The 24821-nt window shown below is 33.2% G+C and carries 24 protein-coding genes and 1 pseudogene; 11 read left to right on the forward strand and 14 right to left on the reverse strand.

Annotated features, from left to right (window positions below; all coding sequences use genetic code 11):
- Positions 1-117: 117 nt before the first annotated feature.
- On the reverse strand, positions 118-1524 hold the full coding sequence (locus Q1W72_RS14070) for a hypothetical protein (protein WP_302135934.1): 1407 nt from the start codon (positions 1522-1524) through the stop codon (positions 118-120).
- Between the two features lie 118 nt (positions 1525-1642).
- On the opposite strand from Q1W72_RS14070, the gene Q1W72_RS14075 reads away from it, so the two are divergent.
- A complete protein-coding gene (locus tag Q1W72_RS14075) occupies positions 1643-2704 on the forward strand; it encodes an oxidoreductase (protein ID WP_099714853.1) in 1062 nt (353 codons plus the stop codon).
- Between the two features lie 71 nt (positions 2705-2775).
- On the opposite strand, the gene Q1W72_RS14080 is transcribed toward Q1W72_RS14075, so the two are convergent.
- The 5 genes from Q1W72_RS14080 to Q1W72_RS14100 all read right to left on the reverse strand — a co-directional run bounded on the left by Q1W72_RS14080 (position 2776) and on the right by Q1W72_RS14100 (position 5931).
- Complete coding sequence (locus tag Q1W72_RS14080) at positions 2776-3234, reverse strand: sensor of ECF-type sigma factor (protein WP_099714854.1); 459 nt, start codon at positions 3232-3234, stop codon at positions 2776-2778.
- 48 nt (positions 3235-3282) lie between these two features.
- Positions 3283-3696, reverse strand: coding sequence for a hypothetical protein (locus tag Q1W72_RS14085; RefSeq protein ID WP_099714855.1), 414 nt, complete (start codon positions 3694-3696; stop codon positions 3283-3285).
- 33 nt (positions 3697-3729) lie between these two features.
- Positions 3730-4272, reverse strand: coding sequence for an RNA polymerase sigma factor (locus Q1W72_RS14090; RefSeq protein WP_099714856.1), 543 nt, complete (start codon positions 4270-4272; stop codon positions 3730-3732).
- 60 nt (positions 4273-4332) lie between these two features.
- Entirely contained in the window at positions 4333-5454 is a 1122-nt protein-coding gene (locus Q1W72_RS14095; protein ID WP_302135937.1) for an SRPBCC family protein, read from the reverse strand.
- 288 nt (positions 5455-5742) lie between these two features.
- Entirely contained in the window at positions 5743-5931 is a 189-nt protein-coding gene (locus Q1W72_RS14100; RefSeq protein WP_099714858.1) for a hypothetical protein, read from the reverse strand.
- A gap of 81 nt (positions 5932-6012) precedes the next feature.
- On the opposite strand from Q1W72_RS14100, the gene Q1W72_RS14105 reads away from it, so the two are divergent.
- Positions 6013-6405, forward strand: a complete 393-nt coding sequence (locus Q1W72_RS14105; protein ID WP_282716120.1) for a nucleoside triphosphate pyrophosphohydrolase family protein — start codon at positions 6013-6015, stop codon at positions 6403-6405.
- Positions 6406-6493: 88 nt separating this feature from the next.
- Here Q1W72_RS14105 and Q1W72_RS14110 read toward each other — a convergent pair whose 3' ends face one another.
- Positions 6494-7561, reverse strand: coding sequence for a branched-chain amino acid aminotransferase (locus Q1W72_RS14110; RefSeq protein ID WP_099714860.1), 1068 nt, complete (start codon positions 7559-7561; stop codon positions 6494-6496).
- 304 nt (positions 7562-7865) lie between these two features.
- On the opposite strand from Q1W72_RS14110, the gene mnmD reads away from it, so the two are divergent.
- Positions 7866-8528, forward strand: coding sequence for a tRNA (5-methylaminomethyl-2-thiouridine)(34)-methyltransferase MnmD (mnmD, locus tag Q1W72_RS14115; protein ID WP_302135941.1), 663 nt, complete (start codon positions 7866-7868; stop codon positions 8526-8528).
- Positions 8529-8696: 168 nt separating this feature from the next.
- On the forward strand, positions 8697-8894 hold the full coding sequence (locus tag Q1W72_RS14120) for a hypothetical protein (RefSeq protein ID WP_099716298.1): 198 nt from the start codon (positions 8697-8699) through the stop codon (positions 8892-8894).
- 30 nt (positions 8895-8924) lie between these two features.
- Here Q1W72_RS14120 and Q1W72_RS14125 read toward each other — a convergent pair whose 3' ends face one another.
- Positions 8925-9866 carry a LysR substrate-binding domain-containing protein gene (locus tag Q1W72_RS14125; protein WP_099714862.1) on the reverse strand — a complete coding sequence of 314 codons (942 nt, stop codon included), beginning with the start codon at positions 9864-9866 and terminating at the stop codon, positions 8925-8927.
- A 97-nt stretch (positions 9867-9963) separates the two neighbouring features.
- Between Q1W72_RS14125 and Q1W72_RS14130 the strand changes: the two genes are divergently transcribed.
- The 4 genes from Q1W72_RS14130 to can all read left to right on the forward strand — a co-directional run bounded on the left by Q1W72_RS14130 (position 9964) and on the right by can (position 13951).
- Complete coding sequence (locus Q1W72_RS14130; RefSeq protein ID WP_302135943.1) at positions 9964-10443, forward strand: Dps family protein; 480 nt, start codon at positions 9964-9966, stop codon at positions 10441-10443.
- 492 nt (positions 10444-10935) lie between these two features.
- On the forward strand, positions 10936-12531 hold the full coding sequence (locus Q1W72_RS14135; RefSeq protein WP_302135945.1) for a SulP family inorganic anion transporter: 1596 nt from the start codon (positions 10936-10938) through the stop codon (positions 12529-12531).
- Between the two features lie 19 nt (positions 12532-12550).
- Positions 12551-13234 (forward strand): carbonic anhydrase family protein, encoded by a 684-nt coding sequence (locus Q1W72_RS14140; protein WP_099714866.1) that lies wholly within the window; start codon positions 12551-12553, stop codon positions 13232-13234.
- An 81-nt stretch (positions 13235-13315) separates the two neighbouring features.
- Positions 13316-13951 carry a carbonate dehydratase gene (gene can, locus Q1W72_RS14145; protein ID WP_282712502.1) on the forward strand — a complete coding sequence of 212 codons (636 nt, stop codon included), beginning with the start codon at positions 13316-13318 and terminating at the stop codon, positions 13949-13951.
- Positions 13952-13979: 28 nt separating this feature from the next.
- Here can and Q1W72_RS14150 read toward each other — a convergent pair.
- Positions 13980-15184, reverse strand: a pseudogene (locus Q1W72_RS14150) (LETM1-related biofilm-associated protein).
- A gap of 277 nt (positions 15185-15461) precedes the next feature.
- Positions 15462-16238 carry a superoxide dismutase gene (locus Q1W72_RS14155; protein WP_302135949.1) on the reverse strand — a complete coding sequence of 259 codons (777 nt, stop codon included), beginning with the start codon at positions 16236-16238 and terminating at the stop codon, positions 15462-15464.
- Positions 16239-16535: 297 nt separating this feature from the next.
- Here Q1W72_RS14155 and Q1W72_RS14160 point away from each other — a divergent pair, with 297 nt between their 5' ends.
- From Q1W72_RS14160 to Q1W72_RS14170, 3 genes are all read left to right on the forward strand, one after another.
- Entirely contained in the window at positions 16536-17453 is a 918-nt protein-coding gene (locus Q1W72_RS14160) for a YihY/virulence factor BrkB family protein (protein ID WP_302135951.1), read from the forward strand.
- A 141-nt stretch (positions 17454-17594) separates the two neighbouring features.
- Entirely contained in the window at positions 17595-18026 is a 432-nt protein-coding gene (locus Q1W72_RS14165; protein WP_282744595.1) for an META domain-containing protein, read from the forward strand.
- A 98-nt stretch (positions 18027-18124) separates the two neighbouring features.
- Positions 18125-18646, forward strand: coding sequence for a DUF4251 domain-containing protein (locus Q1W72_RS14170; RefSeq protein WP_158234594.1), 522 nt, complete (start codon positions 18125-18127; stop codon positions 18644-18646).
- 90 nt (positions 18647-18736) lie between these two features.
- On the opposite strand, the gene Q1W72_RS14175 is transcribed toward Q1W72_RS14170, so the two are convergent.
- The 4 genes from Q1W72_RS14175 to Q1W72_RS14190 form a co-directional block, all read right to left on the reverse strand.
- The gene (locus Q1W72_RS14175; RefSeq protein WP_302135956.1) at positions 18737-20542 is read right to left on the reverse strand and encodes an acyl-CoA dehydrogenase family protein; all 1806 of its coding nucleotides are present in this window, start codon (positions 20540-20542) and stop codon (positions 18737-18739) included.
- A 66-nt stretch (positions 20543-20608) separates the two neighbouring features.
- On the reverse strand, positions 20609-21790 hold the full coding sequence (locus Q1W72_RS14180; RefSeq protein ID WP_099714878.1) for an acetyl-CoA C-acyltransferase: 1182 nt from the start codon (positions 21788-21790) through the stop codon (positions 20609-20611).
- A gap of 80 nt (positions 21791-21870) precedes the next feature.
- Positions 21871-24261, reverse strand: coding sequence for a 3-hydroxyacyl-CoA dehydrogenase/enoyl-CoA hydratase family protein (locus Q1W72_RS14185; RefSeq protein ID WP_302135958.1), 2391 nt, complete (start codon positions 24259-24261; stop codon positions 21871-21873).
- Positions 24258-24749 carry a MarR family winged helix-turn-helix transcriptional regulator gene (locus Q1W72_RS14190; RefSeq protein ID WP_099714882.1) on the reverse strand — a complete coding sequence of 164 codons (492 nt, stop codon included), beginning with the start codon at positions 24747-24749 and terminating at the stop codon, positions 24258-24260. The genes Q1W72_RS14185 and Q1W72_RS14190 overlap by 4 nt, the downstream gene beginning before the upstream one ends.
- Between the last annotated feature and the right edge of the window lie 72 nt (positions 24750-24821).

Raw genomic sequence — 24821 nt, forward strand, 5'->3', positions numbered from 1 at the left:
AAAAATTTTTAAAAAACTGGTCAAATTTACACTTTTAAAATAAATTAACGCTTTTTATACAATAAAAAAAACACGGCGTTATGAGCCGTGTTTTTAAAGTTTTCTATTGAAGTTTTTTTAAGATCTTCTATTGTTCTCTCTTGAAGAATTTCCTCTTTGAGATTCACTTCTTTGTGGTGCTGATTCTCTTGAGGAATTACCTCTGCTTTGAGATTCTGCTCTTTGTGGCGCTGCCTGAGTAGAAGGACTAGTTCTGTTTTGAGAGTAATCTCTTTGAGAATTTCCTCTTTGTGGCGCTGCCTGAGTAGAAGGACTGGTTCTGTTTTGAGAATAATCTCTTTGAGAATTCCCTCTTTGTGGCGCTGCCTGAGTAGAAGGGCTGGTTCTGTTTTGAGAATAATCTCTTTGAGAATTTCCTCTTTGTGGCGCTGCCTGAGTTGAAGGGCTGGTTCTGTTTTGAGAGTAATCTCTTTGAGAATTTCCTCTTTGTTGCGTTGCCTGAGTAGAAGGACTGGTTCTGTTTTGAGAGTAATCTCTTTGAGAATTTCCTCTTTGTGGCGTTGCCTGACTAGAAGGATTAGTTCTGTTTTGAGAATAATCTCTTTGAGAATTTCCTCTTTGTGGCGTTGCCTGACTAGAAGGATTAGTTCTATTTTGAGAGTAATCTCTTGATGAACCTGATCTTTGTGGAGTTGTTTCTCTTGATGAACCAGTTCTGTTTTGAGAATAATCTCTTTGATTTCCTGTTCTTCTGTTAGAGTAACCAACCTCGTTTCTTGAACCTCTTCTTTGATCTAATTCATAACGGTTAGTTACATTAGCATTTCTTCTGGAGAAGGAATAATTCGGGTGTTGTCTTTCATAACCATTTGAACGTCTAGAGCTGTGTAGAACAATTGCGCGCTCACTTCTTCTGTAATTAACATAATTGTAATTATTGTTAATGTTCAAGCTAATGTTGATGTTATTTCTATATCTGAATATTGGAAATGGATTCCATGCATAATAATAGGAAGGATAATATCCCCAATACCATGTAGAGTAATAAGGACAATAATTAGCAGACCAGAATGAAGCATAAATTAGTGGAGTACTATAATATACAGGCTCATAAATATAATTTTGACCATACATGTATACATCTCCTACAACTTGAACGTGAATGTTGTTATTTCTATCTTTTTCAACGTCAATTGTAGCAACATCTTGATATACGTCTCTATCTATAACAGATTGAATGATGATTACGTGAGTCCGATTTTCGACAGTTTCAATAACTCTCAAATAATCAACTTCATTGTCATTATTCAAATCTAAATTTGATATTTGTAGTTCGGGGTCATTCAGGCGTCTTTCAAAATCTTGTAGATTTCTAGAGTCACCAAAAATAGAAGCAACAGCTCTCAGATCAAGATTGTCACTGATTTCATTATTCATTGCATTTACTGATGTTCTATCTTGCGCCTGTATTTGAGTTGCGAAAACAGTAGTCAATAAACTCAATAGTAGTAGTTTCGTTTTCATAATTAATTGAATTAAGTTTATCCTTATTTTTGATTATCCAATTACTGTGCCAATTAATTTAAACCATGTTTACTATTCTTATTATTAATTGTAAATTAGCCCTAAAATGTATAAGAAAATGAGAACCTTTTTTTTGATTCTATTGATTTCAACTGTTTTGACATCCTGTAAAACAGCTGATTTTGTTGTAAAAAATGATGCTAATGCTGAATTTAAGTCTATTGTGGTAGATACATTATTTCAGGATAAAATAAGTATCAGGGCTGTTTTAATTGATGCAAATAAAATTTGGTTTGCAGCTGATAAAGGGAGGTTTGGTTTTTTTAATTTGGATAATAATCAAAAATTTGAAAGCAAGATTATCAAAGATTCCTTGAAGCTTGAGTTTAGAAGTAATGCCAAAACAAAAAAGCATATTTTTATTCTAAATGTTGGGAATCCAGCTTTGTTATATCAAATTTCAAAAGACGGAAAAGAAACAAAATTAGTGTATCAGGAAAATCACGAGAAAGTGTTTTTTGATAGTATGCAGTTTTGGAATGATAAAGAAGGGATAGCGATGGGAGACCCAATTGCTGATTGTCTGAACGTAATTATTACTCGTGATGGCGGAAATTCATGGAATAAAGTCCCATCGGATAAATTGCCAAAAGTGATGGACGGAGAAGCAGCTTTTGCGGCAAGCAATACTAATATTATAATCAAAGGAAATCATGCATGGATTGTTTCCGGTGGAAAAAAATCTAGAGTTTTTTATTCTCCTGACAAAGGAAATTCATGGAAAGTATATGATACTCCAATAGTGCAGGGGAAATCAATGACCGGAATTTTTACGGCAGATTTTTATGATGCTCAAACTGGATTTGTTGCCGGAGGAGATTATGAAGTGCGAAATCAAAATTTTTCTAATAAAGCAATCACTGCTGATGGTGGAAAAACATGGAAGCTAATAGCAGAAAATCAAGGTTTTGGATATGCTTCTTGTGTGCAATATGTTCCTGGAAGTAACGGTAAAGGGCTGGTAACAGTTGGTTTCTCAGGTATATACTATTCCTCGGATGGTGGTACTTCATGGAAACAATTTTCTACCGATTCTACTCTTAATACAATAAGGTTTATAGATAACCACACAGCAATTGCAGCGGGACAAAATAAAATGATTCGCATCAGTTTTAAATAATGAAAAACACCCTAAGTCTAATATAATCAGAGCTTAGGGTGTTTTTTTTGAACTAATAAAAATAAAAAAGATTATTTTTTTTGACCTTTGTTACGGTATTGTTGTAACAATTTTCTATTGAAATCTTCTTCAGCTTTTTTTAGTTTAACTATTTTTACGGCTGGTAAAATTGTTCTCACATTTTGCATGAATTTTTTTCGCAATAAAAATAACTCTTCTTCAGTATCTTCAATTTGGGCCAAAAAGGTATTTGCTTCTTTTTCAGTTATTTTATCCAGCGAGCCATCATTCATTCTTCTCATATACGTTTTCATTTTTTGATGTCTCAGTTCAAACTGTTTGTCATCAAATGTATTATATATTGGCCAGAATCTTTCGGCTTCATTAGTTGTTAAGTCTAATTCAGTCGTAAAAAAAGCTACTTTTAAAGCTTTTATTTGTTCTTTTTTCTCTTTCATACTTTCGCCTTGAGCGTAAAAGTTAAAAGAAACGAATAGTAATAGTATTGGTAATAATTTTTTTATGTTCATTTCGTATTTATTTAATTATAGCTTTGGATGAAAGCTTTACAGTCTAGTTTATTCTAAAATAAGATTTTCTAAGTTTGAATTTGTTGACAAATGATCTTCAATCGCATCATCTCCTAAAACAATACCGGTTTTTATGTTATTAATATCTTCAGTTTCTAGTACACTTATCAAGTCATATTGGTTTACATTAGATTGATACGTAATGTAATTTTCTAAAGCCGCAGCGTCTAATTCTTTTGTGTTTGTCGAAGAAGGACTTAAAATTGGAATCATCAAAGCAAGTACTAAAATTGCTACTGCCATCATAATTAAAGTTTTTCTTTTTTGGAAAATAGAAATTACTTTCGGCTCGTTTTTAGGTAATTGCTCCATCATTTTGATTGAAAAATTTTCAAAATAATGGTCTGGAGTTTTAAATCCAGTTTCAATTTTAGGTTCGTTCTCTAATTTAAATGTTTTCATAATATGTTTTAGACAGTGTTACAGCTAAAAGGTTTAATTTGTCGAAACAAAAGCTTCAATTTTTTTTACGGCAAGATGATAAGATGCCTTCAATCCACCAACAGTGGTTCCCAGAATTTCTGAGATTTCTTCGTATTTCAGTTCTTGAAAATATTTCATTTTAAAAACCAATTGTTGCTTTTCAGGCAATAATGCAATCGCTTTTTGTAATTTTATTTGAATTTCATTTCCGTCAAAAAACACGTCGGCTTCCAGATTATCAATAGTTTTGTTTTGTAAAGTTTCTGATGAAATACCACTCGTTTTTGATTTTTGTTTCAAAAATGTCAAGGATTCATTAGTTGCTATGCGATACATCCATGAAAAAAGTTTGCTTTCTCCTTTGAAATTTTTCAGATTTTGAAATATTTTTATAAAAGTATTTTGCAATACATCATCAGCATCATCGTGATTCAAAACGATGTTACGAATATGATTGTATAACGGTCTTTGATAATCCTGTAATAACTGCTGAAACGCTTGATTTTGCGTTTTAGAGTTTAACAATTGATTTATAAATTCCTGTTCTTCTTGCAAAGCGATTATTTAAGAGTTAGAATAGAATTTATCAAAAAGGTTTAATCTATTTATAAAAGATTAAAATTCAGATTGTTCTTCTTCTTTATTTATTACTGGTGCAGGCGTTTTTACGGCCTCTTCTTTCTTGACAGCAGCAGGAGTAAAAGTTGTTACAGGAATTACTTTGGGTTTTATTGGATAGTAAATTTCTGTAACCCATTTTGAAGGGTTTTTAATTTCTGTTTTGCTGATGGTGAAATTCTCTAAATGAGAAAATGTAGGGTCAAGAACAATTCGATTGGTGTTAATGTGTGTTTTTGCTTTATCCAAAGCTTTTTTCGAATGCGAATAATCTCCGGTTAAAGTAGTTTTAATGGCTTCGAATGGTTCCAGTTTTCCAGTTAAAATATCACTTCCTGAACTTGTTAAGATTTGGTTTTTTATAGGTACACAAAACGATAATTTAGTCAATCCTTTTACGGGATCATAAGTGTGATAAATTATAAATGGTTTTCCGTTTAATTCGATATTATTTTGTTCGCAAAAAGTAATCATTTTAGGGAATACAATTTGAGCATTTTTAATGACTTTTGAAATTTCACTGGTAAAGGTTTGTCTCAGATAAAACGTTCCAAGTTTTTTTACTAATCCGTTTACTTTTACGGCATACGTATTAATTTCAAAATCAAGAGTTTTGTCTAAGTTAGCTAAACTCTTTTCATATGTTTTCCCTATAATTTTATTTATACCTCCATTAAAAGCCGTATAAACTTTCATGGTAAAACTCATTTTTCCGGTAGTTTTCCATGTTACTTTTGTTCCGCCGATAGTATCTTTAAAACTCCAAAAAACAGATGATGAAGTTCCATCATAATTCATTTTTTGAGAAATACTGTCATTTTCTTTTACAAAAAGGGTCAACATATCACCTGTGCCTTCTTTTCCTTCCCATGAAAAGGAAGCTCCGGGACCAATTGTTTTTTTAGGATAGGTAATTTGCATTTCAGGATCTTCAACAATCCAGGAACTAAAATCTTCCCAGTTTCTATAATCATTAACAAAATTAAATACGGTTGATTTTGGAGAATTTATGATTTGACTTCTTTCTACGGTAAAATCTCCTTTTTGAGTTGCCACAAAAATGGATAGCGCCACAAAACTTAGCAATAGTAAAAGAAATAAGTATTTTAAAATCCTCATAATATACAGGTTTGTTAATTTTTGTAAAGTTAAAGATTTTATTTACAAGTCATCTAAAGTGTTAAATAAATATGGATTATTTTCTAAACAAGGGATGTTTGTCTGTTTGTTTTTGGTTTGAATTTAAAGCAGGATTTACAATTTTCGATTCTTTTCAACGGATTCTTTTTCGAATAAAAAACTAAATAAGGATAGTGGTTTTATTTATTAAGTATTTGTTGTTTAGTGTTTTAAATTAAATAAAAAAGTCCACTAAATAGTGGACATCATTTGTTTGGTTTAAAAAAACTAACGTTTGAAAAATACTTTTATTAAAAATAAAATTCCAATAAAAATTACAAATCCTATTAGAATCTTGTAATTCCCCTTATAAAACTCTTTATGGATTTTTAAATCTTTTCGATAGGCATAAATTGCAGCAATAACAAATGCAACAAAAAATAAGCCTGCAAACACTAATTGACCTTGACTAAACATAGTTTAAATTATTTCCGGCAAATTTAGGTAATAGTTTAGAAATAGTTGCTAATTTGCCTTTTCATTTAACAAAATAAAAAGATGCAAAAACAGATAAACTCAGTTAAAGAATTTCATACGGCTTTTAAAATTGGGCACAGTGAAATTCCTACAGCTAATTTAGGGGAAAGTAAACACACACTTCGTTACAACTTAATGAAAGAGGAAAACGAAGAATATCTTGAAGCAGTTCAAAACAATGATTTGATAGAAATTGCGGATGCATTGGGTGATATGATGTACATCCTTTGCGGAACCATTATTGAACATGGTTTGCAGCATAAAATTGAAGAAGTCTTTGACGAAATTCAACGTAGTAATATGAGTAAGTTAGGGCAAGATGGCAAACCCATTTATCGTGAAGATGGGAAAGTCATGAAAGGGCCTAATTATTTTAAACCAGATTTCTCTAAAATATTGGAGAACGGAGAATAGTGTTTCAAGATTTATTTACTTACAAGACATAAAAAAAAGCGATTTTCAATATGAGAATCGCTTTTTTTAATATTATAAAACCTTAGAATTATACTTTAACAGTCCATCCAAAAGTATCTTCTTCTAGTTTATTTTGAATGTTTTCCAATTTAGTTTTTAGTTGTAAAGCCATTGTGAATTCAATTTTTGGCAATTCATAATAAACATCCTGATAAGAGAATCCAGAAATTGGACTTACAACTGCAGCGGTTCCAGCACCAAAAATTTCTTTTAAACTTCCGTTTTTAGCAGCTTCAACAAGCTCAGAAACTAAAACAGAACGAATTTCTACATTTATACCTATACTTTTTGCTAAATCAATAAGTGTTTTTCTAGTCACACCATCAAGAATTCTTTCGCTTGTAGGAGCAGTTAGTAATGTATCATTTATTCTAAAAAATACATTCATAGTACCTGCTTCTTCCAGTTTGGTATGCGTAGCATCATCAGTCCAAATTACCTGTTGGAAACCTTCTTTATTTGCTAAATTAGTTGGGTAAAATTGAGCAGCATAATTCCCGGCAGCTTTTGCAGCTCCTATTCCTCCATTTGCAGCTCTACTGAAATGTTCTGCAATAAGTACTTTTACATCACCAGAATAATAAGAACTCACTGGCGATAATATAATCATGAATTTATAGTCATCCGAAGGATTAGCAATAACTCCAGTACCAGTTGCAATCATAAATGGTCTGATGTACATAGAATTTCCTTTTCCTTTTTTAATCCATGCTTCGTCTAATTGTAATAATTGATTCAGACCGCTCATGAATATCTCTTCAGGAACTTCCGGCATAGCCATTCTCACTGCAGAGGTATTAAAACGCTTATAGTTTTCATCAGGTCTAAAAAGCCAAACGTCATTATTATCATCTTTATAAGCTTTCATGCCTTCAAAAATCGCTTGACCATAATGAAAAACTCTTGTAGACGGGTCTAACAAAAATGGTGCGTAGGGTTTAATGACTGGTTTCTGCCATTCCCCATTTTTATAATCACATTCAAATAAATGATCTGTAAAAACAGAACCAAAGCTTAAGTTTGAAAAATCAACTTCATTTATTTTTGAAGAGGTCGCTTTTATTGTTTCAATTTTGTTAGTTTGAGTAGTACTCATAGTAATGTATTGTTTTTTGATTTTTTTTTTAAATGACAAACTGGAGCTTAAAAAACTGGATTTCTATAAGTTGAAGTTTAATCTTTGCAAAATTAAATAAAAATCAACAAAAGACTTGTCAAAAAACTATTAATTATAGCACTTAACTAAGATTTGTTTACATTTTAAAAAAACCAAAAAAATCATGCCCATTTCTATTGATTATACAATAAATATAGATTTTTCAGAGGCAAACGTATTAGATTTTGATTAATTTTGGACAAACATTATAGCTTTTAATCCATTATAACCTCAAAATCCGATTTTGAAAAGAGAAATAATCCAAACACTTGATGGTTCAACTACCATTCATATAGCAGAATGGGACGAATGTTATCATTCTAAACATGGTGCCATACAGGAAGCACAGCATGTATTTATTAAAAACGGTCTTTCATTATTTCCAAACAGGAATGTCTCTATTTTGGAAATAGGATTTGGCACAGGTTTAAATGCCTTTATCACTTTGCTGGAGGCCAAAAAAATGCAGCAATCGATTGATTATGTTGGAGTAGAAGCGTATCCAATTTCTGTAGATGAAGTTTTACTGATGAATTATGTTTCAGAATTAAATGCAAGTCAAGAAAGTGCAATTTTCGATAAAATGCACGAAAGCAATTGGGGCGAAAAAGTTGATTTGAGAGAGGATTTTTCACTGACTAAAAGAAAACAACTTTTTGAAGAAATTGATGATATTGATCAATTTGATTTAATTTATTTTGATGCTTTTGGATACAGAGTGCAACCTGAATTGTGGAGTACCGCTATTTTTGAGAAGATGTTTAAGGCGCTTAAAGCGAATGGTGTGCTGGTTACGTATGCCGCTAGAGGTGTTGTAAAAAGGAGTATGATTGAAGTAGGCTTTACCGTTGAAAAACTTGCCGGACCGCCTGGGAAAAGAGAAATGTTTCGTGCTAGAAAAAGCTAAGACTTATTGTTTAAGTGGTTTGTTTTCAGTGATTTATTTTTTTTGAATCAAAATCCATGAATTAAAAATAAAAAAATTAAAACTACGTTAAATAGTTATGTTGTAATAAAAAATAATGTATTTTTACAACACTTTAGAATCCAAATCTAACTAAAATCAACGTTTACTATGTCAAAAATCATGTATGATTATACAAAATCAATTTTGGAAAGAGTGAGTTTTGATCCATTGCTTTTTTGCAAGGAATTAGAAAAAGCCATCAAAACATTATTACCATACGAAATGGAGCAATTGCGAGAATGGTTATTAAATTTCACAATTGGAAAACCAGAATTAAAACAATGTTTACTAATCGTAAATTCATAAAAAAAAGGAACCGCAAAACGGTTCCTTTTTTTATTTTTTAGGTAGTGAACTTATAATTTGAACATTTTGAAATACGATAGCACCTTTTACAACTCCTGCAATTGTATTTCGAAGCGCATCAATTATCTGTATTTTTAATTCGCTCTTAGGGAAGATGAGGCTGACCTCTCTGGCAGGTTTAGGTTCCTTAAAATGGCGTAGTTTTAATTTGTCGGTTTCTTTCAAATCTAAGGTATGTAAATAGGGAAGTAACGTTGTCCCTAAACCTTCGTCGGCTAATTTTATAAGGGTTTCAAAACTTCCGCTTTCAATTTGAAAACGACTCGTTTCATTTTTACTTACATTCTTACATAAATTTAAAATTCCGTCTCGAAAACAGTGCCCGTCTTGTAATAGCAAGATTTCATCTAAATTTAAGTCTGAAACTTCTATTTCTTCCTTTTGAAAATGATGGTGGCTTTCCGGTATGTACGCTACAAAAGGTTCGTAATACAATACAATTTCTTTTATTTTTTCCTCCATCAAAGGAGTGGCGGCAATGGCGGCATCGAGATGACCGTTGTTTAGTTTTGTTATAATTTCTTCCGTATTCAACTCTTCGATTATGAGTTTTACTTTAGGATATTTTTTTATAAAATTATTCAAGAACATTGGCAATAGCGTAGGCATAATGGTTGGGATTATTCCTAATCTGAATTCGCCACCGATAAATCCTTTTTGTTGTTCTACGATGTCCTGAATCCTATCGGCTTCATTGACGATGTTTTTTGCTTGATTTACAATTTTTTGACCAATATCAGTAAGTTGAATCGGTTTTTTGGTTCTGTCGAATATCTGAATACTTAATTCTTCTTCTATTTTTTGAATTTGCATGCTCAATGTAGGTTGAGTTACAAAACATTTTTCGGCAGCTAGAGTGAAATTTTTATGTTCTGCTACTGCAAGAACATATTTTAATTGAGTGATTGTCATCTTTTATAGTAATATCTGATGCAAATATAAAAACAATCAATTTAACTTATAGTGTAAAGAGATGTTTTCTTATCTAAATTTACTGAAAATAAAAATCATGAAAACAAATATTTTAGGATTGCCGGTAAAAGAATCAGAACTGATAGTTGGTCAATTGAATGTTTTGTTGTCTAATTTTCAGGTTTATTATCAAAATCTAAGAGGAATTCATTGGAATATTAGAGGGAAACGCTTTTTTGATTTACATGTAAAATTTGAAGAGTTATATACGGATGCCCAAATAAAAATTGATTTAATTGCCGAAAGAGTTCTTACTGTTGGCGGAACACCACTGCATACTTTTGAGGATTACATAAATAATAATCAGCTAGTTGTAGGTAAAAATATTTCAAATGATGAAAAAGCAGTGCATTTAATTGTTACTTCATTGTCCCATTTGTTAAAAATAGAAAGAGAGATTCTTAACAAAACAGGAGAAATAAATGATGAAGGAACAAATTCCATGATGAGCGATTTTATATCAGAACAAGAGAAGACCATCTGGATGATGCAAGCTTGGTTAGAAGAAAGTTTGTAGTTTTATAAGAATTTAAAAAAAATGGAATGGATTTAGTGTTTTTCACTTTTATTTAATGTTAATTTTTTTTTAAATTTAGAAAAACGATTGCTTATTTAATAAACTTAATTCTATTTTTGCGCAAATGAAAATGATATCTAAAATATTTTTAATTCTATTTATCACTTTTCTCATCACTCCAACAATAGTTACTGTGATTGAGAAAAGTGCAGATATTTCTATTTTCTATAGTGTTTCCGAAGAAGAGCATGCGCACAAAGAAATCAAGACCTTTTTTTATTTAGAATCTCCTGCTGAAGTTGTTGTTTCATCGAGATTATCATCTAGCGCTATTTTATCTGAGAATTTATCGAAACACGATAATATCACTTCCTCGATATTCATTCCCCCGCCCAACGAAGTTTAATACAGTTTTCGATTTTAATTTTTAAAATCAATTTTCACATACAGCATGTGGAGAAGTTCTTTGTATTCAATTTTTAGTTCGGTATTATGACAAAAAAAATCAATCTTTTTGCTAACCTTAAATCTGATTTTGCATCTGGTTTAGTGGTTTTCTTGGTGGCGCTACCATTGTGTTTAGGTATTGCAATGGCTTCAGGTGCTCCTTTATTTTCAGGAATTATTTCAGGAGTTATCGGAGGAATAGTAGTAGGCTATTTAAGTACGTCTAACATAAGTGTCTCTGGACCTGCCGCCGGTCTGACTGCAATTGTCCTTACTGCAATAACAGATTTAGGTGCTTTTGATATTTTTTTAACTGCCGTTTTTATTGCAGGTCTGTTACAATTAATTTTAGGATTTGCCAAAGCAGGAAGTATTTCTAATTATTTTCCAACGAATGTTATTGAAGGAATGTTAGCGGGTATTGGAATTATTATTATTCTGAAACAATTGCCGCACGCATTTGGCTACGATAACGATTTTGAAGGCGATCAAGCATTTTCACAATCAGATGGTAGTAATACCTTTTCTGCGCTGTTTAGTATTTTTGATTACATCCAAATAGGCTCAATTGTTATTACATTGGTATCTATGGCGATTTTGATTTCTTGGGATAAAGTTCCATTTTTGAAAAAATTAAAATTAGTTCCCGGAGCCCTAATTGCTGTTGCTCTTGGTGTTATTTTGAATGAGATTTTCATTGGTACCGGAAGTGCTTTGGCTATTGGAAAAGAGCATTTGGTTTCTTTACCGGTTCCATCATCTTTTGAAGAATTTAAATCGATTATTGTAACGCCTAATTTATCTGGAGTAACGAATCCAAAGGTTTGGGTTATAGCATTTACAATTGCTATTGTAGCTTCGATTGAGACGCTTTTAAGTATTGAAGCGGCTGATAGAATGGACGTTCAAAAACGCTATACAGATACTAATATGGAATTGAAAGCGCAAGGAATTGGTAATATGGCGAGTTCACTTTTAGGAGGCTTACCATTGACATCTGTAATTGTGCGTTCCTCAGCAAACAGTAATTCAGGAGCCAAATCTAAAATGTCGACTATTATCCATGGATCATTACTATTAGTGAGTGTACTTGCCGTTCCAGTAATTTTGAATAAAATCCCGTTGGCTACGTTAGCAGCAATCTTAATCTTAGTTGGTTATAAACTGGCTAAACCAGCAACATTCAAGCATTTTTGGGAAAAAGGAAAGTATCAATTTGTACCTTTTATTGCCACATTATTAGCGGTTGTATTTTTGGATTTATTGAAAGGTGTTGCTCTTGGAATTTTCATCAGTATTATTTTTGTTTTAAAAGGAAATCTGAAGAGAGCCTACTATTTTAGAAAAGAAGAATATGCAGATGGCGATGTGATTCATATTGATTTGGCTCAGGAAGTTTCTTTCTTGAATAAAGCTGCAATCAAACAGACATTAAATAATATTCCGGAAAATTCTAAGGTAATAATTGATGCAAAAGATACGGTTTATATTGCGCATGATATTTTGGATTTAATCCATGAATTTAAAACGACCAGAGCAGTAGATAATAATATAAAAGTGAAGCTCAAAGGATTTAAAAAAGCCTACCAGTTAGAGAATACTGGAGAGGAAGGAAAACACGTTTTTGTTGAGCATAAATAATAAATAAAAGTTTTAAAAAATGAAGACATTAAATAAAGAATTGCAATCTGCAATTACACCAAGAAAGGCTTTAGAAATATTAAAAGAAGGAAATAACAGATTTGTAAATAATCTAAAAGCGCATAGAGATTTACTCGAACAAGTTAATGATACTCGTGATGGTCAATGGCCTTTTGCAACAATTTTAAGTTGCATTGATAGTAGAACTTCTGCAGAACTCATTTTTGATCAAGGTTTAGGTGATGTTTTTTCGGTAAGAATTGCTGGTAATATTGTAAATACAGATATTCTGGGAAGTATGGAGTTTGCCTGTAAAGTAGCAGGTTCTAAGCTAATTGTTGTTCTTGGACATAGCAAATGTGGTGCTGTAAAAGGTGCTTGTGACCATGTAGAAATGGGAAATCTTACTGAATTGTTATCAAAAATTCAACCAGCAGTTTATCAAGAAAAGGAAACTTTAACTGAAAGAAATGCTAAAAACCCTTCATTTGTAGAGAATGTTGCTCAAATTAACGTAAAGCGTAGTGTGAAAAACATTATTGAAAGAAGTTTTATTTTGGAGCAAATGGTTGAAAATGGTGAGATAGGAATAATTGGAGCTATGCATAATATAGAAACAGGTGAAGTTGTTTTCTATGATGATGTTCAATACATTAAAGATGATGAAAATCTAGGTTTCACAATAGCGGAATTGAGACATTAATATTTTAAAATTTCATATATTTGAATTTGATTGTATATTCTAAACAATTCAAAATTAATCAGATTAACAATCAAAATAATTATGAGCGATTTTTATAAAAAAATATTAGAGAATAATAAAAAATGGGTCGAAACTTCTTTAGCGAGCGACCCAAATTATTTTGAAGATCTTGCCAAAGGTCAAACTCCGCCATTATTATGGATAGGTTGTTCAGATAGCAGGGTTCCTGCCAATGAAATTGTAGGAGCAAAACCAGGAGAAGTTTTTGTACATAGAAACATTGCCAATATGGTGGTGCATAGTGATATGAATATGTTGAGCGTATTGGATTACGCCGTGAATGTCTTGAAAGTAAAACATGTGCTGGTATGTGGCCACTATGGTTGTGGAGGTGTCAAGGCAGCAATGGGGAATGATTCTATTGGAATTATTGATAACTGGATTCGCCATATAAAAGACGTATATCGTTTGCACAGCACCTATTTAAATTCTATCGAAGATGAAACGGAGCGTTTTAATACTTTTGTAGAATTAAATGTAAAAGAGCAGGTTTTTGACTTAGCCAAAACATCAATTGTACAGTCCGCATGGAAGAACGGTCAGGATTTAACCTTACACGGATGGGCTTACGGACTTAATTCCGGTTTTGTAACGGATTTAGATGTTAACATCAGTTCCGATAAAGATTTGGACGAAGTATACCAACTGAAATTCTAATAAAAAAAGCCGCGTTTAGCGGCTTTTTTTATTCGTTATCCAAATCCAGATTTTCATTAAAAGCAGATGGCAATAGAGTAGGTATGAATTTGATTAGAATAGGCAACAATAAACTACCTCCGGGAAGTAAAAATATGGTCAACGAAGGAACGGTTTTACAAATTTCCAACAGTTGTTTTTTGACTTTTTTCTTTTCTTTTTGTCCAAATCTCTTCGAGTAGAATAGGCTAATAATACCATTAACTCTTTGCTTTGCACAATTTCCTTTATCAATCTATTTTTATTACGGCTTATGAGCGTAACAACACTTTGAGTCGTTTGATCGTAAAAATGCTTGACAGGATTTGAATAGTTGAAATACGGTATTTCTTTTTTATGTTTCGTTATAAATGCATCGGTGCTCTCTATGCTTTGCTTTACAAAATCATCTGAAACCGATACTGTTTCAGCCAATGAATGCAAAAAGTAAGCCTCATTATTCTCTATTTTGCCATCACTCCATAAAGCCATTCCGGCAATATCTATCAAATAATATTGTTCTAATTCATTCGTAAAATAATCCAATTGCAGCGTTTCCAGACTTTGTACAGAGATTCGGGAAAATTTACTGTAGCGTATTGAAGCTTCAAAAAGTTTTATCAATAAATCATCGTATTGTGATTTTTTAGATTTAATTTTTAAAGCGAGTGTCACAATATTTACAATTGTCTCTTCAATTTTCTTTAGGTATTTTTCCGGAATTTCGCCATGTATTAAGTATTGGCGAAAAGCCAAAACATCTATAAAAAGCAACGCATTGGTTACCAGATGGGAGAAGTTTTTACTGATGATACTATCGTTCGTTTGGACACGTTCATCAATTATTTTTTCTAGCGTTAAGGAAAGGGAATTTTTTGGTAGTATTTTTTTAAACAAATTGAAACCTTGTGGATTCATTTGATTGTAAAACGTAACTGTTTGTTTAATGAAATTCTCGGAACTGATTTCGTCATTGGTCAAGCAAAAAACACCGTATAAAGTATTTAATAGTGCAACTTTAGAAATCTCTTCTTTAAACCAACCTTTGGTTTCAATTGTATTTACGGTATCAAATGTGATTATATGGCCATAAATAAATCCTGTTTCTCTAACTTTTTGATAAAATGTATCCGTAGTTTTAGAAACCGTTTTCTCTGAAATTTTTTGTTCAATAAAAAATTTATCTATCCAACCTGATGCCGAAGGGTTAATCATTGCTTTAATTTGAAGGTACAAAGCTATACTTTTTTGCGGTAGTTTTAACGGTGCTTTTTAGTTTAACACAGATACTACAATTAATTAGTATTGTTTTTTTAGTTTTAAACAAGATAAATTTAATTGTTATAATTTTTGATGAAAAACACTCAGAATCAAGCCGTATTTACATTGCAATGATTGACAATAGATATTAATAAAAATAGGATTTTGATACAAGAGGCGTTTATTAATAAGAAGCCCTGAATTACTATTAAAACAGGGCTTCTATTGGTATTTAAGAATTGAATAAAGCTTCAGCAGCATCCCAATTGACTACATTCCAAAAAGAAGCAATATAATCAGCTCTGCGGTTTTGATTTTTTAGATAATAAGCATGTTCCCAAACGTCTAAAGCTAAAACGGGTTTCCCTTTTAATCCTTTACCACGCAAACTCATCAATGGATTGTCTTGATTTGGCGTTGAACCGATAACTAATTTGCCATCTTGAACTACTAGCCAAGCCCAACCGGAACCAAATCGTTTCATAGAAGCATCACTGAATTGTTTTTTAAATTCATCAAAAGAACCAAAAGTAGCAGTTATTGCGTCGCCTAATTTCCCTTTTGGAGTACCACCGCCATTTGGTTTCATTAAACTCCAGAACAAACTGTGATTGTAATGTCCGCCACCATTATTGCGAATCGCTTCTGGAAATTTCGACATTTTTCCGAATATGTTTTCCAGTGATTTAGAATGTTCAACTAAGTTTTTATCCAAAGTTTCAATTGCCTTATTCAAGTTTGTCACATAAGCTTGATGGTGTTTGCTATAGTGAATTTCCATTGTCATTTTATCAATATGAGGCTCTAAAGCATCGTAAGCGTAAGGTAATTTTGGAAGGCTATAGTTTCCTTGAAAATCGAGAGTGTCTAATTCCGATATTTGATTTTCTAATTTTAAAGGGTTTTCAGATGCAAAAGCAGTATTAAATAAGCTAGAACCAATGATTGTTCCTGTCGAAAGTATTGCTGTTTGTTTTAAAAAATTTCTTCGTGTATTATTATTTTCCATAGGTTGAAAATTTATCCTAAAAAGGTTATTAAAGTAGGACATAAATTTAAACATTAAAACATAGGGATGGGTTAATAAAGACTTAAAATTTGGTTAGTTTTTTGTTTACAACATATTTGAAACACCTTAAATGTATAGGAATTATGTAAATTTCATTTCAGATTTATATAAAATATCTTTGTAATTTTGGGAACACACTCAAATCGAATAGCCTTAAAAAGGGATTCTGTTTTTTGTAAATAAATGAAAATCAGAATGTCTTGATTTTTTCGTTTGAAAGAATATAAAAATATAAAAATGAAACATAAAGAAATAGCCTTGACAAGTTGGAGTTTACTGAAGCGTACCTATCAGGAATTTGATGATGACAATGCCATAAAATTAAGTGCCTCATTGTCCTATTATACGATTTTTTCGTTGCCTCCATTGTTAATTATTATTTTGTCAATTTTCAGCTTTTTCTTTGGAAGAGAAGCGGTCACAGGAAGATTCTTTGGGCAAATTAATGGGATGGTTGGGAATGAAGCTGCAATCCAAATTCAAGAAACAATTAAGAATATTGAATTGTCGGATAGCAATACATTTGCAGCTATTTTTGGAGGGATTATGTTACTTATAGGCGCATCAGGTGTGTTTGCCGAAATACAAAGTTCCATCAACTTTATCTGGGGTTTAAAAGCAAAACCCAATAAAGGAGTCATGAAATTTATTAAAAATAGACTAATGTCATTTTCGATGATTGCTTCTGTTGGTTTTTTACTGATGGTGAGTTTGATGGTTAATACCGTGATGGATGTTATAAACACGCGATTGCTTGTTTACTTTCCTGATACTACGGTTTATATATTTTATATTTTCAATGTATTAATTTTATTTGCAACGACTACAATTCTTTTTTCAATTATTTTCAAAACGCTGCCTGATGGAAATATAGACTGGAAAGATGCTTTGATAGGTTCCAGTTTCACTTCGTTTTTCTTTATGTTTGGTAAGTTTGCCATTGGGTTTTATTTAGGAAGTTCAACTGTTGCAACTGTTTACGGAGCAGCGGGTTCGATTATCATCATTTTAATTTGGGTGTATTATTCGGCAATAATCCTTTATTTTGGTGCTGAATTCACTAAAGTATATGCTAATGCGCATGGAAATAAAATTATTCCAAATGGGTATGCTGTCGCAATTAAGGTAGAAGTTGTAGAGGTTAAAAAGAGTTAAATGTTGATTTCTGATTTTAAGGTTTGAAGGATTTAAAAGATAGTTTTGTAAGACTCTTTTTTTGTAATTTTTTATAAAAAAACGACACATTGGCAATGTTTTTGAACTATAGAAAAAATATAAAAATCAAAAATGGATCACATGAGAAAAATAATTCTGTCGCTTACGGTTATATGTTTAGCATTTATTTCTTGCAATTCGGTTAAAACAATCACAGGTAAAACAGCTTCACTTGAAGGAACTTGGGAGTTGAATTATGTTACAGGACCAAGAATAGCTTTTAATGGATTGTATCCAAATAAAAAACCAACTATTATCTTTGACTTGAAAGAAAATCGTTTTTCAGGAAATACCAGTTGTAACAATTACACGGGAAAATTAAGTGTTAATGGAAATACAATCAGTTTCAAAGAGCCAATGGCGGTAACCAGAATGATGTGTCTTGATGGTCAAGGTGAAAGTGTGTACTTATCAACTTTAGAGAAAATTGATTCTTACTCCATTTCAGAAGATGGAAAAACTTTAAATTTTATCATGGGCGATATCGCTATGATGCGTTTTGAGAAAAAATAAATTTAGAGTTTTAGTTTAACCTGCTTTTCAGAACCTATTAGCATATATTTAATATTGGTTTTTGAAACATTACTGTCAAAACATTAAAAATGAATGTCATGAAAATAAAACGAACTATTTCAGTAATTTTTTTGTCACTTATAATGACTGTTGGTTACAGCCAGGAAAAAAGTAAGAAACAATTAAGAGAAGAGCGCAAAATAGAGAAGCAAAAACAAACAGCGGCTTTGGTTGATTCTAAAGAGTTTGTTTTTGTTGGCAGAACAGCTTTGCCTCAGGGGTTTAGAACAATGGATTTGACTACGAATCCTAATTATGTACAATTTCGTCCTGATAATATTAAGAGCGAAATGCCTTTTTTTGGCAGAGCATTTAGTGGAGTTGGTTATGGAAGTGATGTAGGATTACACTTTGAAGGAACGCCTAAAGAGTTTAGCGTCGAGAAAGGTAAAAAATCCTATCAGATAAAAGTAGTTGTCAGAGGAGAGAAGGATACTTATACGTTGTTGCTTTCTGTTTTCTTTGAGGGCAGTGCAACACTTTCCATTAGTTCCAATAACCGAAGTACGATTTCATATAATGGTGATATTACAGCAATTGAGAAAATAGAAGCGAAGTAGTTTACCTACGGAAGAAATAAAAAAAACCGTCTTGCTTTCAGGAACAAGGCGGTTTTTTAACAAATAAAATTACTAAAAACTATCTTCTAATTAAAAACAATATTCATTTTCAGCCACTAATTTTGAAGTGATTATTTCTCTTAATCCTACAATATTTGGCATGTTCGTGTATTTTGTAAAACGACGTAATCCCATTAACATCATACGTTGTTCATCGCCTTCAGCAAAAGAGATAACACTTTCTTTTCCTTTTTGAGTAACGATATCTACCGCTTTGTATAAGTATAATTTTGCCATTGCAATTTGCTCTTGCACTTTGGCTTCGCCTTCTTTTTTGGCTAATTTTTCGGTTCTAAGAATAGTACTTTCAGCCATATAGATTTCAATTAAAATATCAGAAGCTGCCATCAATAATTGTTGGTGTGAATCTAAATCTGGACCGTATTTTTGAACAGCACCACCAGCAACCATTAAGAATGCTTTTTTCAATTTGCCAATCATTTCTTTTTCTTCTGCAAATAACTCAGAATAATCAGGAGTTTCAAATGATGGAATTCCCATTAATTCTTCTTGTACTTTTGATGCAGGTCCAAGTAAATCAACATGTCCTTTCATTGCTTTTTTAATCAACATTCCTACAGAAAGCATTCTGTTGATTTCATTTGTTCCTTCGTAAATACGAGCAATTCTGGCATCTCTCCAAGCACTTTCCATCGGAGTGTCTTCAGAGAATCCCATTCCACCAAAGATTTGAATTCCTTCATCGGCACAGTTTTGAATGTCTTCAGAAACTGCCACTTTAAGGATAGAACATTCAATAGCATATTCTTCAACTCCTTTTAGTTCCGCTTCTTGATGAGAAGATCCTTCGCCTTCGCGAGCAATGATTCTATCTTCAATATCTTTTGCAGCTCTGTATGAAGCACTTTCTCCTGCATAACAGCTCGTTGCCATTTCTGCTAATTTTGCACGAATAGCACCAAACTGAGCAATTGGAGTGTTGAATTGGATTCTTTCATTAGCATATTGTACAGAACTTGCAATCACTCTTCTTTGAGCGTCTAAGCAAGCTGCTGCCAATTTGATACGACCTACATTCAAAGCATTCATTGCTATTTTGAAACCGTTTCCTCTTTCTGACAACATGTTTTTAACAGGAACTTTCGTTTCACTGAAGAAAACCTGACGCGTAGAAGATGCGCGAATCCCTAATTTATGCTCTTCTTCACCCATAGAAATTCCGTTATCAGCGGTATTTTCTAAGATGAAACCAGTAATATTTTTATCATCACCAATACGTGCAAAAACGATAAATACAGAACAAAATCCAGCATTCGAAATCCACATTTTTTGTCCTGTGATTTTATAATGCGTTCCATCTTCAGATAAAACTGCTTTTGTTTTCCCCGAATTAGCATCAGATCCTGCGCCTGGTTCTGTCAAACAATAGGCACCAAACCATTCGCCAGAAGCTAATTTAGGAACGTATTTTTGTTTTTGTTCTTCTGTTCCGTACAAAGTGATTGGCATTGTTCCAATTCCGGTATGTGCTCCAAAAGCAGTTGAGAAGGATCCCGTTGCTCCCGAAATATAATCACACACAAGCATTGTGGAAACAAATCCCATTCCTAATCCACCGTAAGCTTCAGGAACTGCAACTCCAAGAAGTCCAAGTTCACCAGCTTTACGCATACTTTCTTCTGTAAATGCGTAATCTTTACTTTCAAAACGATTTTTATTTGGCCAAATTTCTTTGTCCACAAACTCTTTTACAGAGTCACGCATCATTAATTGCTCTTCCGAAAAATCTTCTGGAGTGAAGATATCTTCGCATTTTGTTTCTTTTACCAAAAACTGACCGCCACGGGTTACGTTTTTTTCAATTATATCTGCCATTTTTTTATTTTTTTAATGTTTTTTACTTATAATCTAAATCCTCAATAAACGGATAGAAATCTATGACTACAAAAGTTCATAAATCCCTGCACTTCCTTGTCCAGTTCCCACACACATGCTTACAATTCCGTATTTGCTTCCTCTGCGTTCCATTTCGTCAAATAGTTGAACAGACAATTTTGCTCCGGTACAACCCAGTGGGTGACCTAATGCAATCGCTCCACCATTGACATTGATGATATCCGGATTTAGGTTTAATTCGCGCGTAACAGCCAATGCTTGTGATGCAAAAGCTTCGTTAAGTTCTATTAAATCAATATCATTCAATGTTAAACCAGCTTGTTTCAAAGCTTTTGGAATTGCTTTTACAGGTCCAATTCCCATGATTCTTGGTTCAACTCCTGCCGAAGCAAAGTTTACCAAACGGGCGATAGGAGTAAGGTTCAATTCTTTTACCATTTCTTCACTCATGATTAGAACAAAAGCTGCTCCATCACTCATTTGAGAAGAGTTTCCTGCAGTCACGCTTCCGTTCGCTTCAAAAACCGGTCTTAAACCTGCTAAAGCTTCTACAGAAGTTCCTGCTCTAGGACCTTCATCTTTATTAACTACGTATGATTTTGTTTCTTTTTTACCATTTTCATTGATAAATGTTTGTTCTACGGTAATAGGAACAATTTGTTTGTCAAACTTACCTTCGGCTTGCGCTTTAAGGGCTTTCATGTGTGAGTTATAAGCAAACTCATCTTGGTCGGCACGAGATACATTGAATTGTTTGGCTACCGCTTCCGCAGTTAGTCCCATTCCCCAATAATAATCTTCGTTACCCGCTTTTGCAACAGCATAATCCGGTGTTGGTTTGTAACCTCCCATTGGAATAAAACTCATGCTTTCTGCACCACCAGCGATGATACAATCCGCCATTCCAGATTGGATTTTGGCTGTTGCCATACCAATTGTTTCTAATCCTGACGCGCAATAACGGTTTACGGTTACACCCGGAACATCTTCGATTTTCAATCCCATCAAAGAGATTAATCGTCCCACGTTTAACCCTTGTTCCGCTTCCGGCATTGCATTTCCTACCATCACGTCATCAATACGTTTTTTGTCGAAATCAGGCAGCTCATTCATCATAAACTGAATCGTTTCTGCCGCCAATTCATCAGGACGTTTAAATCTGAACACACCTTTTGGGGCTTTCCCCACGGCGGTTCTGTATGCTTTAACTATATAGGCTGTTTTCATGACTATTATTTTGAATTTTGAATTGTAAATTTTAAATGAAGCTCATTCATAATTTATAATTCATAATTTATAATTAAAAATTAATTTCTTAGCGGTTTTCCTTTGGTCAACATAAACTGAATTCTTTCTAATGTTTTTCTTTCTGTACATAATGACAAGAAAGCTTCACGTTCTAAATCCAATAAATATTGTTCGGTTACTAAAGTTGGTTCTGATAAATCACCACCAGCCATAACATAAGCTAGTTTGTTAGCGATTTTCTTGTCGTGTTCAGAGATGTATTTTCCGGCTTCCATTTGGTCCGTTCCTACTAAGAACATTCCAAGAGCTTGTTTTCCAAGAACTTTCACATCGCTTCTGCGAATCGGTTGTGTGTAACCGGCTTCTGCCATTAGTAAAGCGTGTTTCTTGGCTTCAGCAATTTGACGGTCTTTGTTCACCACAATAATATCTTTTCCGTGTTGTAAAAGTCCGGTATCAAAAGCTTCATAACCAGAAGTAGACACTTTTGCCATAGCAATAGTCAAGAAATATTCTTGTAAAACATTTAGCTCCACATCATTTTTATGGAATAAATCCGCTGCACGCAATGCCATTTCTTTCGATCCGCCACCGCCGGGAATTACTCCAACACCAAATTCCACTAATCCCATATACGTTTCTGCTGCAGCAACAACTTTGTCGGCATGCAAACTCATTTCGCAACCACCGCCAAAAGTCATTCCGTGTGGCGCAACGACTACTGGAATTCCAGAGTAACGTACACGCATCATCGTGTCTTGGAACATTTTGATGGCCATATTCAACTCATCATATTCTTGTTCGACTGCCATCATGAAAATCATTCCGATATTGGCCCCAACAGAGAAATTCGCTGCTTGATTTCCAATAACCAGACCTTGATATTCTTTTTCAGATAAGTCAATTGCTTTATTGATAGCGTCCAAAACATCGCCACCAATCGTATTCATTTTAGATTGGAATTCTAAATTCAAAATTCCGTCTCCTAAATCTTGTATAATCGCTCCGCTATTGCTCCACACTTTTTTGCTCTCGCGAATGTTGTTCAGGATAATAAACGCATCCTGACCAGGAACTTTAGTTTGTGATTTTGTTGGAATATTATAGAAAAAAGTTGCTCCTTCTTTAATAGAATAAAAACTAGAACTTCCAGAAGCCAACATATCAGTTACCCAAGCAGCTGGTTCAAGACCTTCCGCTTTCATGATTTCAATTCCTTTTGCAACACCAATGGCATCCCAAATTTCGAAAGGACCATTTTCCCATCCAAAACCGGCTTTCATCGCATCGTCAATTTTGTATAATTCATCTGTAATTTCAGGAATTCTGTTCGAAACGTAAGCAAACATTCCTGCAAAGCTTTTTCTGTAGAATTCTCCTGCTTTGTCTTTTCCTTTTACCAAAACTTTAAAACGGTCAATTGGTTTATCAATCGTTTTTGTCAGTTCCAAAGTGGTAAAAGAAGCTCTTTTAGCTGGACGGTATTCTAAAGTATCTAAGTCCAAAGACAAAATATCCTTGTCTACTTTTTTATAAAATCCTTGACCAGTTTTACTTCCCAACCATTTGTTCTCCATCATTTTGTTGACAAAATCAGGAAGTTTGAATAACTCGTGTTGCTCGTCATTCGGGCAGTTTTCATAGATTCCGTTGGCAACGTGTACCAAAGTATCTAAGCCAACAACGTCAACTGTTCTGAAAGTAGCCGATTTTGGTCTTCCAATAACCGGACCGGTCAATTTATCCACTTCTTCAATTGTCAATCCCATTTCTTTTACCAAATGAAACAAACTCTGAATTCCGTAAATCCCGATTCGGTTCCCAATAAATGCCGGAGTATCTTTGGCAACGACCGAAGTTTTACCCAAAAATTTAGAACCATAATCAGTAAGGAAATCCAAAACTTCCGTAGCTGTTTGTGGACCAGGAATGATTTCGAATAATTTTAAATAACGCGCAGGGTTAAAAAAGTGAGTTCCACAGAAATGCTTTTGGAAATCGTCGCTTCGTCCTTCACTCATAAAGTGAATCGGAATTCCTGATGTGTTTGAAGTTACCAAAGTTCCCGGTTTTCTAAATTTTTCAATTTGCTCAAAAACCATTTTTTTGATGTCCAAACGTTCTACCACAACTTCAATAATCCAATCTACATTGGCAATTTTTGCCATATCATCAGTAGTATTTCCCGTAGTGATTCTGCTGGCAAATTTCTGATTGTAAATAGGGGATGGTTTCGATTTTAATGAATTGGCTAAATGCTCGTTCACCAATCGGTTTCTTACAATTTTGCTTTCTAAAGTGAGGCCTTTTTTAGCTTCTGCTTCAGTAAGTTCTCTTGGAACAATGTCCAACAGTAACACTTCAACTCCAATGTTGGCAAAATGGCAGGCAATTCCTGAACCCATAATTCCGGATCCTATTACTGCAACTTTTTTAATTGTGCGCTTCATACTTCGTTTGTATTTGTTTTTTCAGTTTGCTCCGCCAGTTCGCTGGCGTTCGTGTGATTAAATATATTTTTGTCTAGAATTAATTCGTTGATGGTTTCGGCCACTTCAATAAAATGTTGCAGCTTCTCCTCAGAGATGTGTTGTTTTACCGTTTCATTGAATTTCAGCACCGTATTTTTAGATAATTCTCTTTTTTCTTTACCAAAATCAGTCAGGTAAATCAATACGCCACGGCCATCTTCAGGATTTTTCTTTCGGATAATTAATCCTTTTTCCTCCATAGATTTTAAGGTCCTGGTCAAGCTGGTGGCTTCCATTCCCATTTTTGGCCCCAAAGAAGTGGATGGCGTCCCACCTTCTTTATCAATACTCAACAAAGCAAAACCTGTTGCCATGCTCGCATCGTATTTTGAAGCTTCTTCATTGTACATTCTGGCTACCGCTTGCCAGGTAGCACGTAAAATATAATCTATCGTTTTATCTTTCATAAGTAACTATATCGATTTCAAATATAATAAAAAAAATACTATGCATGCATAATATATTGAAATATTTTTTTG

The sequence above is a fragment of the Flavobacterium sp. ZE23DGlu08 genome, from assembly GCF_030505335.1.
Taxonomy (GTDB): domain Bacteria; phylum Bacteroidota; class Bacteroidia; order Flavobacteriales; family Flavobacteriaceae; genus Flavobacterium; species Flavobacterium algoritolerans.

Coding starts and splice junctions, on each gene's coding strand:
- Q1W72_RS14105 (WP_282716120.1), top strand. CDS start 6,013: ATGCAAAAACAGATAAACTCAGTTAAAGAATTTCATACGGCTTTTAAA.
- Q1W72_RS14125 (WP_099714862.1), bottom strand. CDS start 9,866: ATGACAATCACTCAATTAAAATATGTTCTTGCAGTAGCAGAACATAAA.
- Q1W72_RS14110 (WP_099714860.1), bottom strand. CDS start 7,561: ATGAGTACTACTCAAACTAACAAAATTGAAACAATAAAAGCGACCTCT.
- Q1W72_RS14165 (WP_282744595.1), top strand. CDS start 17,595: ATGAGAAAAATAATTCTGTCGCTTACGGTTATATGTTTAGCATTTATT.
- Q1W72_RS14085 (WP_099714855.1), bottom strand. CDS start 3,696: ATGAAAACATTTAAATTAGAGAACGAACCTAAAATTGAAACTGGATTT.
- Q1W72_RS14190 (WP_099714882.1), bottom strand. CDS start 24,749: ATGAAAGATAAAACGATAGATTATATTTTACGTGCTACCTGGCAAGCG.
- Q1W72_RS14180 (WP_099714878.1), bottom strand. CDS start 21,790: ATGAAAACAGCCTATATAGTTAAAGCATACAGAACCGCCGTGGGGAAA.
- Q1W72_RS14100 (WP_099714858.1), bottom strand. CDS start 5,931: ATGTTTAGTCAAGGTCAATTAGTGTTTGCAGGCTTATTTTTTGTTGCA.
- Q1W72_RS14160 (WP_302135951.1), top strand. CDS start 16,536: ATGAAACATAAAGAAATAGCCTTGACAAGTTGGAGTTTACTGAAGCGT.
- Q1W72_RS14070 (WP_302135934.1), bottom strand. CDS start 1,524: ATGAAAACGAAACTACTACTATTGAGTTTATTGACTACTGTTTTCGCA.
- Q1W72_RS14170 (WP_158234594.1), top strand. CDS start 18,125: ATGAAAATAAAACGAACTATTTCAGTAATTTTTTTGTCACTTATAATG.
- Q1W72_RS14130 (WP_302135943.1), top strand. CDS start 9,964: ATGAAAACAAATATTTTAGGATTGCCGGTAAAAGAATCAGAACTGATA.
- Q1W72_RS14155 (WP_302135949.1), bottom strand. CDS start 16,238: ATGGAAAATAATAATACACGAAGAAATTTTTTAAAACAAACAGCAATA.
- Q1W72_RS14185 (WP_302135958.1), bottom strand. CDS start 24,261: ATGAAGCGCACAATTAAAAAAGTTGCAGTAATAGGATCCGGAATTATG.
- Q1W72_RS14140 (WP_099714866.1), top strand. CDS start 12,551: ATGAAGACATTAAATAAAGAATTGCAATCTGCAATTACACCAAGAAAG.
- Q1W72_RS14175 (WP_302135956.1), bottom strand. CDS start 20,542: ATGGCAGATATAATTGAAAAAAACGTAACCCGTGGCGGTCAGTTTTTG.
- Q1W72_RS14080 (WP_099714854.1), bottom strand. CDS start 3,234: ATGAACATAAAAAAATTATTACCAATACTATTACTATTCGTTTCTTTT.
- Q1W72_RS14095 (WP_302135937.1), bottom strand. CDS start 5,454: ATGAGGATTTTAAAATACTTATTTCTTTTACTATTGCTAAGTTTTGTG.
- Q1W72_RS14120 (WP_099716298.1), top strand. CDS start 8,697: ATGTCAAAAATCATGTATGATTATACAAAATCAATTTTGGAAAGAGTG.
- can (WP_282712502.1), top strand. CDS start 13,316: ATGAGCGATTTTTATAAAAAAATATTAGAGAATAATAAAAAATGGGTC.
- Q1W72_RS14135 (WP_302135945.1), top strand. CDS start 10,936: ATGACAAAAAAAATCAATCTTTTTGCTAACCTTAAATCTGATTTTGCA.
- Q1W72_RS14075 (WP_099714853.1), top strand. CDS start 1,643: ATGAGAACCTTTTTTTTGATTCTATTGATTTCAACTGTTTTGACATCC.